Genomic DNA, 15,083 nt, shown 5'->3' with positions numbered 1-15,083 from the left:
CAAACCGGCTCACAAGAACCGTCATGCTTTTAGGAGAGGAGTATATTATGCTACAAAATCTGTTTCCAAAACTGCGATTTGCACTAGTTGCAGTCGTTTTATTATGGATAAAAACATATATTGTGTACAAGCTAGCATTTGATATTAGAATTGATAACTTCTTTGAAGAGTTTATGCTTTTTATTAACCCACTAGCTTCGTTACTTTTATTTTTTGGTTTCGCTTTACTGGCATCTAAGTACCGAAACCGAATTATTATTGTAATTAGTTTTATACTGTCATTTATTTTATTTGGAAATGCAATGTTTTACGGGTTCTATAACGATTTTGTTACTTTCCCTGTTTTATTCCAAACAAATAATATGGCTGACTTAGGGACGAGTATAAAAGAACTCTTTACGTATAAAACATTACTTTTATTTGCAGACGCAATTATTTTAATGTTTATTTTGCGTAAATTCCCATCATTTGGTGATAAAACACCCCTTTCTCGCTCTGAGAAGCGAACTTTCTTTAGCGGTGTAACAGTATTATTAGCACTACAAATTGTTGTTTCAGTTATATATAAACCACAAATGTTCTCACGCTCATTTGATCGTCAAACTGTCGTGAAAAATTTAGGGTTATACACATATCATCTATTTGATATTACACTTCAATCTAAGTCTTCAGCTGAGCGTGTATTTGCAAGTGGAGACGGGTTCTCTGAAATTAAAAACTATACAGACTCAAAAGATAAACAAGTTGATAAAAACTTATTTGGAGCTGCAAAGGGTAAAAATGTAATTTTAATTTCAATGGAATCTACACAAAGTTTTGTTATTAATAAAAAAATAAATGGAAAAGAGATTACTCCATTTTTAAATGAGTTTATTAAAGATAGTTTTTATTTCGATAACTTCTATCATCAAACGGGACAAGGTAAAACTTCTGATGCTGAATTTATCGTTGAAAATTCCCTTTATCCGTTAGACCGTGGTTCTGTATTCTTTACTCATGCAACAAATGAATACACTGCCACACCAGAACAATTAAAGAAATACGGATATTCTTCTGCTGTCTTCCATTCAAACGATAAAACGTTTTGGAATCGTGACGTAATGTATCCTGCGCTTGGATATGATCGTTACTTTAATTTAAATGATTACGTAGGAACGGAACAAATGTCTGTCGGTTGGGGATTAAAAGATAAAGAGTTCTTTGAGCAATCTATTCCAAAGTTAAAATCTTTACCACAACCGTTCTATACAAAATTTATTACGTTAACAAACCATTTTCCATTTCTTCTAAATCCAGAAGATCAATATGTTGATGAATTTAATTCCGAAAGTGGTGTTTTAAATCGCTACTTCCCAACCGTTCGTTACACGGATGAAGCTCTTAAATTATTTATTAAACAATTGAAAGACGAAGGACTATATGATAATTCCGTTATTGTCATTTATGGTGATCATTACGGCATTTCTGAAAACCATAATGCAGCTATGGCTCAGTTCCTTGGGAAAGACGCTATTACACCGTTTGATTCTATGCAATTACAACGCGTCCCTCTCATTATTCATGTGCCTGGCCAAGAAGGAAAAGTCATCTCTAAAGTATCTGGTCAAATTGATATTAAACCAACGTTACTTCATTTACTTGGTATTAAAACAAATCAATCCGTAGAATTTGGAACAGACTTATTTACGAAAGAAAAAGACCCTCTTATGGTAATGCGGGACGGCAGTTTTGTTTCGGAAGATTATGTTTATACAAAAAATATGTGCTATAAAAGAAGCACAGGTGAAGAAGCTGATTTAACACTATGTCAGCCTTATATTGAAAAAGCAAAAACAGAATTAAAATTATCCGACAAACTCATTTATGGAGATTTATTAAGATTTGATCCTAACAATCGATATAAAACCGGAACGATGACAACGAAATTTGAATAGTGTAGGAAGCAACTTTACAAAAGTTGCTTCCTTTTTTTACTTATTTTTCAAATTTCTCTTCTATACAATCTTTCACAAATTGGGAATTTTTTTCGTATGAGAAAGAAATTTATGGTATGATAAAATAAGTAAACTTTCATACACTAATTAAGAATTTATAACAGAAAGCAAGGGATCAGATTTTGTATAGAGCAGCTATTCCAAACTTATTTACGCTCGGGAATTTATATAGCGGATTTTTGTCAATCGGCTATGCATCTTTAGGATATTATAAATCAGCTGCTATTTTAGTACTGATCGGGATGATGTTAGATAGTCTTGATGGTCGTGTCGCTCGTTTATTACGCGTTGATTCACAAATGGGAAAAGAGCTTGATTCACTAGCGGATGTTGTAACATTTGGCGCAGCACCTGCTGTTTTAATGTATTACACATCTTTTTCCAACTATGGAATCATTGGACTATACATAGCGGGATTATTCCCTCTGTTCGGAGCATATCGCTTAGCACGATTTAATGTAACACCATCTTCTACTTCTATGAAATATTTCACTGGAGTTCCGATTACTGCAGCAGGAGGGCTTGTTGCTTTCTTAACATTATTTTCACATACCATTCCAAAAATTGTTCTCATTACCGTATTTGTAACGTTCGCATTTTTAATGGTGAGCCGTGTTCGTATCCCAAGTTTAAAAGATGTACCAATTCCACGATATAGCATAATTATTACACTATTTTTAGTTGGAATTATTATCACAATGTACCAAACAAGTTTTGGCAACATTTCTGTTTTCTTATTCATTGCCATTCCACTATACATTTTGTATATGTTATCTCAATTTATTAGACAAAGACCTTCTAAAAAAGCGAATAAAGAAAAATAAAAAAACCTTCCGTATTTCGGAAGGTTTCTTTTTTATTTTGTAACTAATACTTTTTGATTTACAGGTGTTACAGGTTCTTCACCATTTAATACAGCTAAAATATTTCTTACTGCCATTTCAGCCATTGCATCACGTGTTTCGAATGTTGCATTTCCTACGTGAGGAGCAAGTACTACATTCTTTAATCCTTTTAGCTCTGCTGTAATTTTCGGTTCAAATTCAAATACGTCAAGAGCTGCACCTTCAATTTCATTCGTTTTTAGTGCATGAGCAAGTGCTGATTCATTCATAATTGGTCCACGTGAAGCATTTATAATATATGCTGTTTTCTTCATCATTTTAAACTGTTCTTCATCAATCATATGATGTAATTTCGGATTATAAGCACAGTTAATTGTAATAAAGTCCGCTGTTTGTAATAATTCTTCCAACGTTACGTATGTCGCTTCCAGTTCACTTTCAGCTTCAGGCTTTCGATTTGGTCCTGTATATAAAACATTCATTCCAAATGCTCTCGCACGCTTTGCAACTGCCTTCCCGATTTCTCCAAGGCCAATAATTCCGATTGTCTTACCGTGTACTTCGCGGCCCAAGAAGAATAACGGTGCCCATCCGTTAAATCCAGTTGTACGACATAACGTATCACCTTCAGGAATTCTACGTGCCGCTGCTAAAAGCAGTGCAAACGTTAATTCTGCTGTCGCTTCAGTTGATACTTTCGGCGTATTTGTAACAGCAATACCCTTTTCTCCAGCATATGTGTAATCAATATTATCGTAACCAGCACCATAATTTGCGATAATTTTTAAGTTTGGTGCTGCGTCAATAACCTCTTTCGATACCTTCGTAGAAAGTAAGCTTAAAAGTGCATCTTTATCTTTTACACGTTCTGCTAACTCTTCTACACTAATTAATTCTTCTTTATTGTACATTTCTACATCATGATTTTTCAATAATTCTAATCCGATTTCTGGAATTTTCCCTGCTACTAATATTTTCGCCACTACTAACACCTCTTCTATACAAAATATGATATCTCTTATATTTCATTGTAAGAAATCTACATATAAAAACCAAGGAATTTGATTATAGTTTTGAAAATCGACACTTTTCCATAAAAAAAGAGGAGATGCAACTCTCCCCTCTTTTTACGCTTTTTCTTGCGATTCTTTCCCAAGCTTCGCATCGATTGTTCCTTCTGCAACTGTATCGCTAATTTGTTCCTCAATAACTGAGTTAGCAGTATTATTTGTTTCAGAAGTATAGGCTTGATCTGCCGCTTGTACGTTTTGTTTATTTTGTTGTTTCACCATTTTTCATCCTCCTTTTCATTCTTTCTTATTTTGAACAAAAAGGGTGATTTTCATCAAAAAATCGTGTTTCATTTTGAAATTATTACTTCTTCTTCAAGCAATCTCATCGTTCTTACTCGTTTCGTAAATGTAGCTATGTGAGAAATATCATGATTGCGTAATGTCTTTATATTCTCTTCCACATACTTTCCTAAATCATTCGGATAATGGGCATCTGAGGATAGAGTAATCGGAACTCCATGCTTAGCTAATACTTGTAAATAAAGCGGACTTGGGCACATTTCGCGCACAGGATATCGATAGTACAATCCCGCATTTATTTCTGTTGCTGTATTTGTTTCCACTAACGCACGAGCAATTTCCTTATAATAAGAAAGCTGTTCATTCTCATCTAACCGGTAATTAAATACTTTTATGTTATCAAGGTGAGCTATAATATCAAAAAGCTCGGAACGAACAGCACTTTCAACTGTAGCGAAAAACGTGTGATATAAAGTATGTAACTCATGCGTACCAAAATACTCTTTCGTATCTGGATTATCAAATCCCCATCCATCTATAAAATGGACCGAACCGATTACATAATCAAAGTCTCCTAATGCTAGTAAACCTTTTAACTCTTGTTCACCCTCGATAAAATAATCCGCTTCAATTCCAAGTTTGAGCGTTATCCCTCGTTTACTCCATCGCTCTTTTGCCTCTTCAATCGCCTTTGTAAAATCATAAATAGACGTTACTCTTACTTGATCTAACCATTCTTTTTGCAGGCGACCAAGCTTAGAATCACTAATATCTACATACTTTTCATAATATCCTTTCGCTTCATGAAAACGATATAAATGATCGACAATACCAACTTCTTTTATACCTTTTCGCACAGCTTCTTCTAAATATAAATCAATCCATTTCGCTGTAAATGGACCTTCCTTCACACGTCTTTGCAGGCGTTCTTGTGTTTTCATAAGCCATTCCATAGAATGTTTTTCTTCTTTAAGCGGTTCAAAATATTGTAGCGCATCATTTATTTTAGCTAGCCACCCTATTGAATATGGTCCTTCTTCTAAATGAATGTGATAGTCCACTTTCATCCATATTCCCCCTTATAATGTATCTATTTCTCTTCTGTCCCCTACTCGCGAAAGCTTTCCATTTCTTTCTTTCACTTCTTGCATGACATCTTCTAATGGAATATTTTTTTCGGCTAATAGAACAAAACAGTGATAGAACACATCAACCATTTCTTTTACTATTTCTTCTTTATCATTATTTTTAGACGCAATAATTACTTCGGTGCACTCCTCACCAATTTTCTTTAAAATTTTATCTTCACCTTTTGAAAATAAATAATTCGTATATGATTCAGAGAGTGGATTTTTCTTTCGTTCTTCAATTGTTTCAAATAATAACTTAAGGATATCTTCCATATGTATCCCCCTATATAATTTTGTAGTGAAAACACGTTTTTTCTCCCGTATGGCAAGCAGGCCCTACTTGCTTTACGACAACAACGATTGCATCTTGATCACAGTCTAAATAAAGTGATTGCACATATTGGACATTTCCCGATGTACCGCCTTTATTCCATAACGATTGTCTCGAACGGGAATAAAACCATGTTCTTTTCGTTTCCAGCGTCTTGTCATACGCTTCTTCATTCATATAAGCTAACATTAAAACTTCTTTCGTATCTTCCTCGATAACAACAGCTGGTATCAATCCTTTTGCAAAATTAGGTTTCATAACCGCACCTCAACGTTTGCTTCTCTTAATTTTCTCTTTACATCTTGTACAGTCGCTTCACCATAATGAAAGATTGATGCCGCTAATGCTGCATCAACTGTTGTCTTTTGAAATACTTCTATAATGTGATCCACATGACCACATCCACCTGATGCGATTACTGGAACAGAAACGCTGTTTGAAATTGCTCCTGTTAAACGAAGATCATATCCGTTTTTCATTCCATCTGCATCCATACTCGTCAACAAAATTTCTCCTGCCCCGAGCTTAACAACGCGCTTCGCCCATTCGATTGCATCCATCCCTGTATCGACTCTTCCGCCGTTCACGTATACATTCCATTTATCTTCCTCTACTTTTCTAGCATCAATTGCTACGACAATACATTGTGAGCCAAAATGTTCCGCACCTTCCTGGATTAACTTCGGATTTCTCACTGCCGCTGAGTTTATTGAAACTTTATCTGCTCCAGCTCTTAGTAAATTGTACATATCTTTAACACTTGAAATCCCCCCGCCAACTGTAAGAGGAATAAACACCTTTGAGGCTGTTTGTTCTACAACATCTATAATCGTCTTTCGCCCTTCATGCGTCGCAGTGATGTCTAAAAATACGATTTCATCTGCTCCCGCATCATTATATAATGCGGCTATTTCAACAGGATTACCGACGTCTTGTAACCCTATAAAATTCACACCCTTTACTACCCGCCCTTCTTTCACATCTAGACATGGAATAATTCGTTTTGCTAACATAGTTTTGTTACCTGTAACACTTTTTCTAAATCAATCGTTTTCTCGTAAAGTGCCTTCCCAATAATGACGCCATATATGTTCATATCATTTAATCTTTTCACATCTTGAATAGATGCGACACCTCCAGATGCAATCACACGAATACCCACGCTTTTTTGCAGTAACTCTAATTGCTCAAAATTTGGTCCTGCAAGTGTCCCATCTTTTGAAATGTCCGTAAACACAATCGTTTGAACACCTACACTTTCCATTTGCTTCGCTAAATCGATGTACGAAATTTCAGACACATCTAACCAGCCCCTCGTTGCTACGAAACCATTTTTCGCATCAATTCCAACTATGATTTGCTCCTTATATAGACGAACCGCTTCTTCTAAAAATGATTTATCGTAAAGGGCAGCCGTTCCTAATATCACTTTTTCTACACCTACTGACAACAACTTCTCCACTGCCGCGAGTGACCGAACTCCTCCTCCAATTTGCACCGGAATACGTACCGCCTTGCATATTTTTTCAATGACAGGTAAATTTACTGACTCCCCAACAATTGCTCCATCTAAATCAACAACGTGTAGTATTTTCGCTCCAAGTTTTTCAAATATGATTGCTTGTGCGACTGGATCTTCATTCATCACCGTTTCTTTACTAAACTCTCCTTGATAAAGCCTGACGCATCGTCCTTCTTTTAAATCGATAGCTGGGAAGATTTCCATGCTTCTACCACCCCTTTGAAATTTTTTAACATTCGCATCCCAATTTCCCCACTTTTTTCAGGATGAAACTGTGCGCCAAATATATTTCCTTTTGCTACAAAACCAGGTACTTTCACTCCATATTCACTTGCCCCATACACAATTTCATTCGGACAATCTGCATAATAAGAGTGGACATAATATACGAAAGAACCGTCCTCTACTCCATTCCAAAGCGATATTTCTCCTTCTTTTTTTAATTCATTCCACCCCATATGTGGAATTTTATAAGGAACTTTTAACTTTCGAATAACACCTGGCAATAAATTTAATCCGTTACAATTTTGTAGTTCCTCACTTTTTTCAAATAAAAGCTGCATTCCTAAGCAAATACCCAGAAGCGGTTTTCCTAAGCTCCCAACTTCTTTTAGCACACACACTAAATCTTTTTCTTCTAAAACGCCCATCGCTTTCGGAAATGTGCCTACTCCTGGTAAAATAACTCCATCACTTCTCAATATTTCTTTTTTATCATCCGTTATGATGTACTCTGTTCCAATATATTTTAATGCTTGTTCCACACTACGAATATTTCCCATTCCATAATCTATAATTGCAATCAATTACAACATCCCTTTCGTTGAATTTACACCATTAATATTGGCATTTTTATCGACTGCCTCTCTAAGCGCTCGACCGAACGCTTTAAATAAAGCTTCAATTTTGTGATGTGTATTGCTTCCGTATAAAATGCGAGCATGTAACGTAATATTTGCAGCATGAGCAACTGCTCTAAAAAATTCTTCCGTTAATTCTGTGTCAAAATCCCCTAGCTTCGGATTTGTTAATTCACCTTGAAATACAATATATGAGCGCCCGCTTATATCAATCGCGACAAATCCTAAAGATTCATCCATCGGTACATACGCTGAGCCGTAACGGTTAATCCCTTCTTTATTTTGCAATGATTCTTTCAAGCAAGTTCCGAGTACAATTCCAACATCTTCAACCGTATGATGAGCATCAACGAATACATCACCTTCAGCTTCAATTTGCAAACCAAATCTTCCGTGTCTAGCAAATAAAGTTAGCATATGATCAAAAAATCCAACTCCTGTTTGCACAGAAACATTCGTACTTTCATCAAGTTGCAAACTTAATTTAATTTTTGTTTCCGTCGTCTCACGTACTTGACTAGACTCGCGCATTATTCTTCCTCCTTAAACCTAATTTGGATTGCTCTTGCGTGTGCATGTAAACCTTCTTTATTTGCAAGTTCTACAATATGATGCTGTACACTTCTTAACGCTTCTTCCGTATACGAAACGAAGCTTGATTTTTTTACGAAATCATCGACGGATAACGGAGAAAAAAATCTTGCCGTTCCACTTGTCGGTAATACGTGATTCGGCCCCGCCAAATAATCTCCGAGCGGTTCAGGTGCATATGGACCAAGAAAAATTGATCCAGCATGCTTTACATAAGCTAGAGCATTCATTGGCTCTTTTATGTGTAACTCTAAATGTTCTGGAGCGATTTCATTTGATAAATGAAACGCCTCTTCTAAAGAAGGGACAATAAAAATTGCTCCATTTCTTTTTATGGATTCACGAGCGATTTCACTTCTAGGCAACGTCTCTAGCTGCCTTTCTATTTCTCTTTCTACTTCTTTAGCAAGCTTTATATTTGTTGTAATACAAATAGCTGTTGCCCTCTCGTCATGTTCTGCCTGTGATAATAAATCAGCAGCAATATATTCGGCATTTCCTGTTTCATCTGCGATAACTACAATTTCTGATGGTCCAGCAATCATATCGATATTGACTATCCCATATACTTCTCTCTTCGCTAGCGCGACATATAAATTCCCTGGCCCAACTATTTTATCTACTTTAGGAATCGATTCCGTTCCATATGCTAGAGCAGCAATTACTTGAGCACCACCGGCCATATATATTTCATCTACACCTGCAAGACTTGCAGCAGCTAAAATATGCGGATCAATTCCTCCTTGCTTCGGCGGTGTTACCATTACAATTTTTTTCACTCCTGCGAGTTTTGCTGGCAATACATTCATTAATACTGATGAAGGATACGAAGCAGTCCCGCCCGGCACATATACACCTACATTTTCTAACGGACGAATAAGCTGCCCTCTAATTACCCCTTCACTCACGCAATCAAACATAGATTGTCTTTTTTGCTTTTCGTGATACGAGATAATATTTTTCTTCGCCTCTTTTAACGCTTCTAAAAAAGCTTGTTCTACAAACTTACTTGCTTGTTTTATTTCTTCCTCACTTACACGAAAATCTTTTGTCTCTACACCATCAAACTTTTTTGTATAGAACGATAAAGCCTCATCTTTACTCTTCCTTACGTTTTGAACAATTTCACTTACACTTCTTTGAACAGTTTCTTCTATTATATTAGCGCTTTCTCGTAGCGATTTTATTTTCGATAAAGCCTCTTGGAAATCTTCAAAAACTATCTCCATTTAAAGTCCCCCTATTTCCCTGACAAAATTTCTTGTTCCATCATATTTATAATACAGAATATTTCGTCTTTTTTAGTTTTCAATGCAGCCTTATTCACAATCATTCGAGCTGATATAGAGCACATTTCCTCAAATACAATTAACCCGTTTTCTTGTAATGTTTTTCCTGTTTCAACAATATCAACAATGGCATCTGCCAAACCTAGAAGTGGAGCAATCTCTACAGATCCTTCTATTTTAATAATTTCTACATCCTCCCCTTTATCATGAAAATATGTAGAAGTAATGTGCGGATATTTCGTAGCAATTCGTTTTTTTCGATAACTCTTCGGATTATACGTAGGAATAGAAGCGACACAAAATTTACACACGCCCACTCCTAAATCGACCATCTCATATATATCTTTCTCAAATTCCATTAATATATCTTTTCCAACGACTCCAATATCAGCTACACCATGTTCTACATAAGTAGCAACATCTACCGCTTTCACTAAAATAAATGAAATGTTTGTGTTTTTACTTTTAAACACAAGTTTTCTTCCTTTATCTTTGAGCTCTGAACAATCAATTCCAATTTTTTCAAACAGTGGAATAACATGCTTTTCTAATCTTCCTTTCGTTAACGCAATTTGAATGTTACGCATGAAGCCTCCCCTTCTTTCTGGATGATCCATTTCTCTCTCCATACATATTCCACTAGTGACTCACTCTTCGCCTCAACGACTGTCATTATTTTATTCTTGTTTGCAAATTGAAAAGTATCGTTTAAATTAGAGAATAAAGATAACTGGGCATTCTTCCCGTCCTTTTGAAGTAAATTTCGTAACCTTTCCGCTTCTGCTAATCTATTTAACTCATAATGAATCATAATATCTATTCTCTTTCGTTTATATGGTTCTTGCTGCTCTTGAAGTGCCTTAACTATTTGATTTACTTGCACCGCGAGCCCAACCGCTGGCATCATCTCTCCAAAATTTCCAATTAACTCATCATATCTTCCGCCACTAACAATCTCTTCTCCAATTTCATATATATACCCTTTGAAAATAACACCCGTATAATAATCCAAATGTTGAACCATACCTAAATCAATTGATATGTAAGAGCCATATCCTAACTGTTCAATTGTTTCATATATTTCTTTCACTCTCGCAATGGCCATTTTCATTTCATTACTTGAGGCGAGTTTTTCTGCTTCCTCAACAACATCTAAACTCCCGAATAACCTTGGTAGTTTCTCAAGTAACCTTACTGTTTCATCACACCGATTTAATTTCTTTTCTTCTATAAAGTGTGAGAGTGCGGCATAATTTTTACTTTCAATATACGTTCTAAGTAACTTCTCTTCTTCATCATTAATGGGGAGCTTTTTTACGATACATTTATATAACTGCACTTGCCCAATCTCAATTGTGAAAGATTGCACCTTTAATTTTTGAAGTGCTTGAATTACGCTTATCACACATTCAATTTCAGCCCTTACATTTTCAATCCCGATAATTTCAATACCACTTTGCACTATTTCATTATATTTCCCAGTAAGGGACTCATTCGCCCGAAATACATTCCCGCTATAAGTTACTTTAAGAGGAATATCTCCTCTCTGTGTTCCAATTACTCTTGCTAAAGGAATTGTCATATCTGGGCGTAAAACGATAATCCGTCCTTTTTCATCGAAAAATTTATACATCTTTTCTTCATCTATCGGCCTGTTTTGAAATGCAAAAACATCATAAAATTCAATTGTAGGTGTCCTTATTTCTTCATAACCTCTCTCTAAAAAGGTCCGTCTTAATTTTTGTTCCACTTCTTCAATTAACGTACATTCTTCGAATAAGTAATCTCTCGTTCCATTCGGATTTGCCCGTTTCCACTTTGTCATCTGAATTCACACACCCTTCCCTCTTTAATTTATGCCATTCCATCCACCCAAACCGAAAATAAAAAGAGCCTTGTAGACAAAATACCTACAAGGCTCTTTAGTAGAGTGTAGGTACAACGGGAATAACCCTTGTGCCTACACGTTTTCACGTTAGGTTCAAGGGTTTCATGTATGATGATGTAGTTTTGTAAGCATTTTAATAGATTGCACGATATTCATAATACTTACTCCCTTTCTCCTCTGATTTTTTACATATTATATAACAGTTAATTCTGAATGTAAATACATTTAGAATATTCTACTTTTAGTTAATGTGAAGCTACTTTTCTTTCATACTCTTCAATTTCTTGTTCATATTGCATTGTAATGCTGATTTCATCTAGACCATTTAATAATTTTTCTTTCCACATTTTCTCGATTGTAAAATGAAACCTGTGCGTATTCGTAATAATTACTTCATTCTCTAAATCAACTTCCATTTGATCTCTTGCATTCGTTTGGGCAAGTTGTTCACGCATCTCTTTATCCATTACAATCGGTAACATACCATTCTTCATACAATTCATATAAAAAATATCTGCAAATCCTCCGGCGATAATAACGCGGAAACCATAATCCGCAAGCGCCCACGGAGCATGTTCTCTTGAAGAACCACATCCAAAATTATCACCTGTAATTAATATACTTGCTCCTTTTCGTTCTTGTGCATTAAGGGAGAAATTAGGATTTTCATGGCGCTCATTATCGTAACGCCACTCATCAAATAAATATTTTCCAAATCCCGTCCTTTCAATTCTCTTCAAATATTGCTTCGGAATAATTTGATCTGTATCAATGTTATCATTCATAAGTACTGCGGCAATACCTTTATGAATATGAAATGGTTCCATCGTAACTCTCCTTTCTAATATCAACAAAATGACCATATAACGCAGCTGCTGCAGCCATAGCTGGACTTACTAAATGTGTTCGTGCTCCTTTCCCTTGCCTTCCTTCAAAATTACGATTTGAAGTAGAAGCACAATGTTCTCCTTCAGGTACTTGATCTGGATTCATCCCAAGACACATTGAACATCCAGGCTCTCTCCATTCAAATCCCGCTTCTTCAAATATGCGATGTAAGCCTTTTTGCATCGCCCGCTCTCTCACACTTTTTGATCCTGGTACAACGAGTGCTCGCACACCTTCTTTTACCTTTTTCCCTTTTACAACAGATGCAGCAATTTCTAAGTCAGATAAACGTGAATTTGTACAAGAACCAATGAAGACATGCTTAACAGGAATTTCAAACGTACTTTGCCCAGGGCTCAATCCCATATATGAAAATGCTCTTTCATCATTTTCGTTATGCTTCTCTGGTAATTTTTCATCAATAGGAACACCCATACTAGGATTTGTTCCCCAAGTGACATACGGTGCTAAATCCGTAACATCTACCGAAATATGTAAATCATAAATTGCATCTGAATCTGTATAAAGCTCCGACCATTTCCCCGTAAACGTTTCATAGTCTTTCGGTGCATATTCACGCCCTTTTACATAAGAAAATGTTTTCTCATCTGGTGCAATGATGCCAGCTTTCGCTCCCCCTTCAATTGCCATATTGCAAAGTGTCATTCTCTCTTCCATACCCATATCACGAATCGTCTCTCCGTAGAATTCCATTACATGCCCCGTTCCAACCGCTACACCGTACTTTGAGAGAAGATGCAAAATAATATCCTTTGCATAAACGCCTTTCGGTAACTTTCCTTTTAATTCAATCCCCATCGCTTTCGGTTTTCGTTGCCACAGCGTTTGAGTTGCTAATACATGTTCTACTTCACTCGTACCAATACCAAACGCTAAAGCACCGAAAGCACCGTGGGTTGCTGTATGGCTATCACCGCATACAATCGTTTTCCCCGGTTGTGTGAGCCCAAGTTCTGGTCCTATAACGTGAACGATTCCTTGCTCTTCATCACCAATATCGGCTAATCGCACCTTAAATTGTTTACAATTGTCACGAAGTGTATCCAATTGCTGCTTCGCAATGCGATCGGTAATATTCCAAACATCTTTCGTTGGAATATTATGATCCATCGTTGCAAACGTTAATTCCGGTCTCCGAACAGTTCGATTTGCAAGCCGCAAGCCTTCAAAGGCTTGCGGTGACGTTACTTCATGAACGAGATGAAGATCGATATATAATAAATCCAATCCATTTTCATTCGTTACAACTACATGTCTTTCCCAAAGCTTATCTAGTAACCTTTTCCCCATTATCTTCCTCTCCCTACTAGTGCCTGCTCTTCCATTTCTTGAATAACTGCCCTCGTAAATGAAGTTGTCGTCTCATTTCCCCCAATATCAGCTGTACATTTCCCAGATTGAAGAACTGCAGAAATTGCCTCTTCAATCGCATACCCTTCTCTCGTTAATCCAAATGATTGCCCAAGCATCATCGCTACTGAACGCATCATCGCAATTGGATTCGCTTTATTTTTACCTGCAATATCTGGCGCTGATCCGTGAATAGGCTCATATAAAGACGGCCCGTTTTCCGCATGGCTCGCTGATGGAAGCATTCCTAATGACCCTGCTAATACAGAAGCCTCGTCGCTCAAAATATCACCAAATAAATTTTCTGTTACGATAACGTCAAATCTCCTTGGGTTTCGAATTAACTCCATAGCAGCTGCATCTACTAAAATGTGCTCTAATTCAACATTAGGATAACGAAGAGCTACTTCTTCCGTAACAGCTCTCCACAATTTACTAGATTCTAAAACATTCGCTTTATCAATAGAGGTTACTTTTTTCTCTCTCTTACTCGCTAATTGAAAAGCATACGACACGATACGTTCAATTTCATGACGATGGTACGTAAGTGTATCAGTTGCCGATTCTTCCGTTCTTTCTTTCGGATAAGAGAAATAAATACCGCCTGTTAGTTCACGAACGACAACGAAGTCAATTTCATCTGCGTTTTTTAATGGCGATAAATGTGCAGTTGCGCTTTCTACTGTTACAGGACGAACGTTCGCAAATACACCAAGTCCTTTTCTTAAAGCTAATAATCCTTTCTCTGGCCTTTCTTTCGCATCATCCCACCGCGGTCCACCAACCGCTCCAAGTAAAACCGCATCACTCGCTAAACAAGCGGCAAGTGTTCGCTGTGGTAATGGTTGCCCATTTAAATCGATAGCCGCTCCGCCAAAGTACTCATCTTGTAAATGAAAGTGATGTCCATATAGCCTCTCTACCATATGCAATACTTCCTTCGCGCTTTCCATAATTTCCGGACCAACACCATCACCCGCTAAACAAACGATACGTTTTTCCAATTAAAACACTCCTTTTTATCTGAATTTTCAGAAATATATTTTGATAAGTAAGGGACG

General features: G+C 36.5%; 17 protein-coding genes. 2 read left to right on the top strand and 15 right to left on the bottom strand.

Annotated features, from left to right (window positions below; all coding sequences use genetic code 11):
• The first annotated feature begins 47 nt into the window (after window positions 1-47).
• Both NSQ08_RS05790 and pssA read left to right on the top strand, forming a co-directional pair.
• Window positions 48-1,934, top strand: coding sequence for an LTA synthase family protein (locus NSQ08_RS05790; protein WP_033708925.1), 1,887 nt, complete (start codon window positions 48-50; stop codon window positions 1,932-1,934).
• Window positions 1,935-2,116: 182 nt separating this feature from the next.
• A complete protein-coding gene (pssA, locus tag NSQ08_RS05785) occupies window positions 2,117-2,818 on the top strand; it encodes a CDP-diacylglycerol--serine O-phosphatidyltransferase (RefSeq protein ID WP_002011698.1) in 702 nt (233 codons plus the stop codon).
• Between the two features lie 32 nt (window positions 2,819-2,850).
• Here the strand turns inward: pssA and NSQ08_RS05780 are convergent, their stop codons facing one another.
• From NSQ08_RS05780 to leuB, 15 genes are all read right to left on the bottom strand, one after another.
• On the bottom strand, window positions 2,851-3,831 hold the full coding sequence (locus tag NSQ08_RS05780) for a 2-hydroxyacid dehydrogenase family protein (RefSeq protein WP_078175629.1): 981 nt from the start codon (window positions 3,829-3,831) through the stop codon (window positions 2,851-2,853).
• A 135-nt stretch (window positions 3,832-3,966) separates the two neighbouring features.
• A complete protein-coding gene (locus NSQ08_RS05775) occupies window positions 3,967-4,131 on the bottom strand; it encodes a YozQ family protein (protein WP_002011700.1) in 165 nt (54 codons plus the stop codon).
• A 68-nt stretch (window positions 4,132-4,199) separates the two neighbouring features.
• On the bottom strand, window positions 4,200-5,219 hold the full coding sequence (locus tag NSQ08_RS05770; RefSeq protein WP_078175627.1) for a histidinol phosphate phosphatase domain-containing protein: 1,020 nt from the start codon (window positions 5,217-5,219) through the stop codon (window positions 4,200-4,202).
• Window positions 5,220-5,231: 12 nt separating this feature from the next.
• Complete coding sequence (gene hisE, locus NSQ08_RS05765) at window positions 5,232-5,555, bottom strand: phosphoribosyl-ATP diphosphatase (protein WP_002011702.1); 324 nt, start codon at window positions 5,553-5,555, stop codon at window positions 5,232-5,234.
• Between the two features lie 10 nt (window positions 5,556-5,565).
• Window positions 5,566-5,871, bottom strand: coding sequence for a phosphoribosyl-AMP cyclohydrolase (gene hisI, locus NSQ08_RS05760; RefSeq protein ID WP_002086731.1), 306 nt, complete (start codon window positions 5,869-5,871; stop codon window positions 5,566-5,568).
• Window positions 5,868-6,626 carry an imidazole glycerol phosphate synthase subunit HisF gene (hisF, locus tag NSQ08_RS05755; protein ID WP_078175626.1) on the bottom strand — a complete coding sequence of 253 codons (759 nt, stop codon included), beginning with the start codon at window positions 6,624-6,626 and terminating at the stop codon, window positions 5,868-5,870. Before hisF ends, hisI begins: the two co-directional genes overlap by 4 nt.
• Entirely contained in the window at window positions 6,620-7,339 is a 720-nt protein-coding gene (gene hisA / locus NSQ08_RS05750; protein WP_002086736.1) for a 1-(5-phosphoribosyl)-5-[(5-phosphoribosylamino)methylideneamino]imidazole-4-carboxamide isomerase, read from the bottom strand. Before hisA ends, hisF begins: the two co-directional genes overlap by 7 nt.
• Window positions 7,312-7,941, bottom strand: a complete 630-nt coding sequence (gene hisH / locus NSQ08_RS05745) for an imidazole glycerol phosphate synthase subunit HisH (protein WP_002011707.1) — start codon at window positions 7,939-7,941, stop codon at window positions 7,312-7,314. The genes hisA and hisH overlap by 28 nt, the downstream gene beginning before the upstream one ends.
• Window positions 7,942-8,526 carry an imidazoleglycerol-phosphate dehydratase HisB gene (gene hisB, locus NSQ08_RS05740; protein WP_002030662.1) on the bottom strand — a complete coding sequence of 195 codons (585 nt, stop codon included), beginning with the start codon at window positions 8,524-8,526 and terminating at the stop codon, window positions 7,942-7,944. It lies immediately after the preceding gene.
• Complete coding sequence (hisD, locus tag NSQ08_RS05735; RefSeq protein WP_061675104.1) at window positions 8,526-9,815, bottom strand: histidinol dehydrogenase; 1,290 nt, start codon at window positions 9,813-9,815, stop codon at window positions 8,526-8,528. Before hisD ends, hisB begins: the two co-directional genes overlap by 1 nt.
• A gap of 11 nt (window positions 9,816-9,826) precedes the next feature.
• Window positions 9,827-10,462 (bottom strand): ATP phosphoribosyltransferase, encoded by a 636-nt coding sequence (gene hisG, locus NSQ08_RS05730; protein ID WP_033708301.1) that lies wholly within the window; start codon window positions 10,460-10,462, stop codon window positions 9,827-9,829.
• Entirely contained in the window at window positions 10,438-11,700 is a 1,263-nt protein-coding gene (locus NSQ08_RS05725) for an ATP phosphoribosyltransferase regulatory subunit (protein ID WP_002140970.1), read from the bottom strand. Before NSQ08_RS05725 ends, hisG begins: the two co-directional genes overlap by 25 nt.
• Before the next feature lie 308 nt (window positions 11,701-12,008).
• On the bottom strand, window positions 12,009-12,590 hold the full coding sequence (leuD, locus tag NSQ08_RS05720) for a 3-isopropylmalate dehydratase small subunit (protein WP_078175625.1): 582 nt from the start codon (window positions 12,588-12,590) through the stop codon (window positions 12,009-12,011).
• A complete protein-coding gene (gene leuC, locus NSQ08_RS05715) occupies window positions 12,568-13,962 on the bottom strand; it encodes a 3-isopropylmalate dehydratase large subunit (RefSeq protein ID WP_002011716.1) in 1,395 nt (464 codons plus the stop codon). Before leuC ends, leuD begins: the two co-directional genes overlap by 23 nt.
• Entirely contained in the window at window positions 13,962-15,026 is a 1,065-nt protein-coding gene (gene leuB / locus NSQ08_RS05710) for a 3-isopropylmalate dehydrogenase (RefSeq protein WP_002011718.1), read from the bottom strand. The genes leuC and leuB overlap by 1 nt, the downstream gene beginning before the upstream one ends.
• Window positions 15,027-15,083: the final 57 nt, after the last annotated feature.

The organism is Bacillus sp. FSL E2-8887 (assembly GCF_038007205.1).
In the GTDB taxonomy this organism is placed as follows: Bacteria; Bacillota; Bacilli; order Bacillales; family Bacillaceae_G; genus Bacillus_A; species Bacillus_A mycoides.
This window is presented reverse-complemented; position numbering and strand designations above follow the sequence as displayed.

What these genes read in the sequence shown, in the direction of transcription:
- NSQ08_RS05770 (WP_078175627.1), bottom strand. Translation starts at nt 5,219, where the DNA reads ATGAAAGTGGACTATCACATTCATTTAGAAGAAGGACCATATTCAATA.
- leuC (WP_002011716.1), bottom strand. Translation starts at nt 13,962, where the DNA reads ATGGGGAAAAGGTTACTAGATAAGCTTTGGGAAAGACATGTAGTTGTA.
- hisF (WP_078175626.1), bottom strand. Translation starts at nt 6,626, where the DNA reads ATGTTAGCAAAACGAATTATTCCATGTCTAGATGTGAAAGAAGGGCGG.
- hisI (WP_002086731.1), bottom strand. Translation starts at nt 5,871, where the DNA reads ATGAAACCTAATTTTGCAAAAGGATTGATACCAGCTGTTGTTATCGAG.
- hisA (WP_002086736.1), bottom strand. Translation starts at nt 7,339, where the DNA reads ATGGAAATCTTCCCAGCTATCGATTTAAAAGAAGGACGATGCGTCAGG.
- NSQ08_RS05790 (WP_033708925.1), top strand. Translation starts at nt 48, where the DNA reads ATGCTACAAAATCTGTTTCCAAAACTGCGATTTGCACTAGTTGCAGTC.
- hisB (WP_002030662.1), bottom strand. Translation starts at nt 8,526, where the DNA reads ATGCGCGAGTCTAGTCAAGTACGTGAGACGACGGAAACAAAAATTAAA.
- NSQ08_RS05775 (WP_002011700.1), bottom strand. Translation starts at nt 4,131, where the DNA reads ATGGTGAAACAACAAAATAAACAAAACGTACAAGCGGCAGATCAAGCC.
- hisD (WP_061675104.1), bottom strand. Translation starts at nt 9,815, where the DNA reads ATGGAGATAGTTTTTGAAGATTTCCAAGAGGCTTTATCGAAAATAAAA.
- leuD (WP_078175625.1), bottom strand. Translation starts at nt 12,590, where the DNA reads ATGGAACCATTTCATATTCATAAAGGTATTGCCGCAGTACTTATGAAT.
- NSQ08_RS05725 (WP_002140970.1), bottom strand. Translation starts at nt 11,700, where the DNA reads ATGACAAAGTGGAAACGGGCAAATCCGAATGGAACGAGAGATTACTTA.
- hisE (WP_002011702.1), bottom strand. Translation starts at nt 5,555, where the DNA reads ATGGAAGATATCCTTAAGTTATTATTTGAAACAATTGAAGAACGAAAG.
- hisG (WP_033708301.1), bottom strand. Translation starts at nt 10,462, where the DNA reads ATGCGTAACATTCAAATTGCGTTAACGAAAGGAAGATTAGAAAAGCAT.